This is a genomic window from Bartonella birtlesii IBS 325 (genome assembly GCF_000273375.1).
In the GTDB taxonomy this organism is placed as follows: Bacteria; Pseudomonadota; Alphaproteobacteria; order Rhizobiales; family Rhizobiaceae; genus Bartonella; species Bartonella birtlesii.
Genome location: NZ_CM001557.1, coordinates 1,565,100 through 1,567,850, shown reverse-complemented (window position 1 = coordinate 1,567,850; position 2,751 = coordinate 1,565,100). Strand labels below are relative to the sequence as shown.

The window sequence follows — 2,751 nt, the reverse complement described above, 5'->3', positions numbered from 1 at the left end:
CATCAAAATCTTTTAAAGCACAAATGCGATAAAGAACTATAGTATTTCGAGAAAGAGCATGTTTGATTTTTTTGCTTTGAAGAGTTAATTCATATTTTTTGCACATAATGATACCCTCACAATTGATATGTGATAAAGATTTTCTAAAATTTGGAATGAAGAATTTGAAAGAGAGGGCTCCCCCGCATCGCCCGTTCTTTCAATTATGCTGCTTTATTTTTGGAGAGACATAGACAATCTCTAATTCCCCATAAGGTGAAACCCGTTCAATATAGGTTTTAACCTCAGTAGCTCCACCAACATTTTCACGAATAACAGCAATGCCATGAATATTGGCATTTTCACAAACATGCACGTTATTTGCTATACGAGCGTTTTCATAAACCCTAGCATTGTCATAAACAGAGGCTTTGTCATAAATATAATAGCCTTGCCATACACATGCGCATTACCATAGACATGGGAATTATCAGAAATAACAGCCTTGCCATAAACATGGGCATGATCATAGACATGACCAGCAACGATAGCATTGTCATAAAGCCGCGCATGACCATAGATATGACCACAAGTAATAGCATTGCCAAAAACCTTTGCATTTTCATAAACGTGACCATTTTTAAACACAAGAGCATCATTATAAACCCAGCAATTACCATCATGAGAGAGGTTACTTTCCTTTTCAATAAAGCCCCCTAAATCACCTGCCTTAACATCAGCAAAGTCTTTTAAAGCTTTAATACGGTAAAGAACATATTCACCAAATACACGTGTCTCATTTGTGAGTGCAAATTTCTTTTGCATAGCACAATTCCTTTATAAGAAGATTTAATTTTTGAATGAAAGAATTTGGTTAGAAAGCAGGCGCCCCCGCCACGCCCGCGCGTTTATTTATGCAGTTGTAAAAACAATTTCACCACTAACAACGGGTTCTTTATAATTACCACCGATTTTGCTATCACCACTTATCTCAGTATAGCCAATAACCTGTGCATTGCCATAGACATGAGCATCACCATAGACCTTGCCATAAATTTTAGCATTGTCATAAATGCGAGCATCATCATAAACTTCAGCATTCTCAGAAATTAAAGCATTATTGGAAACCCGAGCGCCACCATAGATCTTGCCATAGACCTTAGCATTGTCACAAACACAGCCCCTATCATAAACATGGGCATAACCAGTCACTATAGCATTCCCATAAACCTTGGCTTCTCTATTGACCATAGCCGCGCCACAAACATGGGCATTATCACAAACCCTAGCGTTATCAAAAACTATAGCATTTTCATACACATGGGCATTATCATAAACTTGAGAGCTTCCTAAAACACGTGCTTTATCATAAACCTCAGCATTGCCATAAATTCTAGTTTTATCAAGAAACTTGCCATAAATAGTGTCATAAATTTTTGCATTTCCATACACTTTAGCATGTCCGAAAATATCACCATAAACCAATGCGTTCTCATATACTTGCGCATTGCCATAAACCTCAGCTCTAATATGCATGCTAGCATTGCCATAGACCCTTGCATTTTCATAAATTTTTGCAGATCCAGTAATTTTTGCATTATCCGAAACATGAGCATTATCGAAAACTCGCGCATCCCCATAAACCATGGCATCCCCCCCGACCCAACAATCACCATTATGAGCTAAATTTGCAACCTTATGTATAAAGCCTCCTAGATCACCAGCTTTTATATTAGCAAAATCCCTTAAAGCTCGAATGCGATAAAGAGTATAATCACCAACCTCTATTGTCTCACCTGTAAATTCATATTTTTTTGCAGGCTCTTGTTTATTATTAGATGCGGTCTCATTTGAAATATTAGAGATAACGGGGGTGTTTTGTGATATATGCATGTTAGTATATCCTGTTTGAATAATATTGTTATTGACACCCCATAAGGGCGCCGGGCGCTAACAAACACGGCAAACAGTCCGTCGTTACACTTTTCTCATAAAGAGTATTGTATGGTGTAACCACACCCGACAAAATCATTATATGCTAATCATAACATAAAAGACAGTCAGTATTTTAAAAGATGGGAAAGATTGTTTCGTAATCTACCCGCTGTTTGTTTAGTGTTGTTAAGCACTTGAGTATTTATATAACAAAATACGTATTTATTGTCAAATAATATTTTATCTTTTGTGATATTTTTCTTATTTTTTTAATACGTTGTGTATTGATAATATCTTATGCTTATTAATCTCTTCTTTTATATTTATGTGCTTTTAAAGCTATATTATAGGCTTTGTGAAACGATTGCGTTATTTTCTGAATCTATACATTTATAATATTTAGAAACGCTCTCTTAATGCGTATTTTTAGCTTTATAACCTATCTATTTTTTACTAAATAGTTTTTAAAGATTTCTGTTGATTTCTTTTAATAACACATTTGCAACTTAACAGCTTTTATAGGGACTATCTTTATAAGCAATACATTCATTTGCATTTTGATTATGAAAATGCCTTATGATTATGAAAGCCTGCTTTTTTCACGCGCGCTTTATAGCTGTTATGTTCTTTATAGTTATAGCCATGGCATCATTTTTCATTTTCATAAGAGAAATGATAAATAGGATAATTGTGATTTATTGCTTGTTATGAAAATATCTAAAGAGAGAATAATAATTATAGAGATGAGCAAAATCCCCTTTAATAGACTTTTGTCATTTTTGTCAGTTTAGTCAGTTTCGTATAACTTCGTATAATGTATGCTATACGAAGTTATGC

1 protein-coding gene and 1 pseudogene are annotated in these 2,751 nt (G+C 34.6%); both read right to left on the bottom strand.

Going from position 1 to position 2,751, the window contains the following annotated elements; translation table 11 throughout:
* Positions 1 to 199: 199 nt before the first annotated feature.
* Positions 200 to 804: pseudogene (locus QWU_RS09425) on the bottom strand (hypothetical protein).
* Between the two features lie 87 nt (positions 805 to 891).
* Entirely contained in the window at positions 892 to 1,872 is a 981-nt protein-coding gene (locus tag QWU_RS09420; protein ID WP_017196505.1) for a hypothetical protein, read from the bottom strand.
* Positions 1,873 to 2,751: the final 879 nt, after the last annotated feature.